Genomic DNA, 224 nt, shown 5'->3' on the forward strand with positions numbered 1-224 from the left:
GCCACCGCGGTGCGCAGCCCCGCGTCGTCGGCGAGCGCCTGGGGGGCGGCTGCGACCAGCTCGCAGGGGTGCTCGGTGCCGGTCGGCGCGGCGGGGGCCCCCACCAGGAACGGGCGGGCCCGGCCCAGCTTGATCGCCGACAGCAGGCCGTCGAAGACGTCCGGCCGCCCGGCCGCCGCCGTGCGGCCCGGCACCGAGGCGCGCACTCACCGCACCGGGTGCGG

The 224-nt window shown here is 81.7% G+C and carries 1 protein-coding gene; it reads right to left on the minus strand.

Annotated elements, in window-relative coordinates:
* Positions 1-206 (minus strand): hypothetical protein (locus C7C46_RS33805; RefSeq protein ID WP_146259352.1); only part of this gene is annotated, 206 nt, incomplete at its 3' end.
* Positions 207-224 lie beyond the last annotated feature (18 nt).

Source organism: Streptomyces tateyamensis (assembly GCF_003205575.1).
GTDB lineage: Bacteria > Actinomycetota > Actinomycetes > Streptomycetales > Streptomycetaceae > Kitasatospora > Kitasatospora tateyamensis.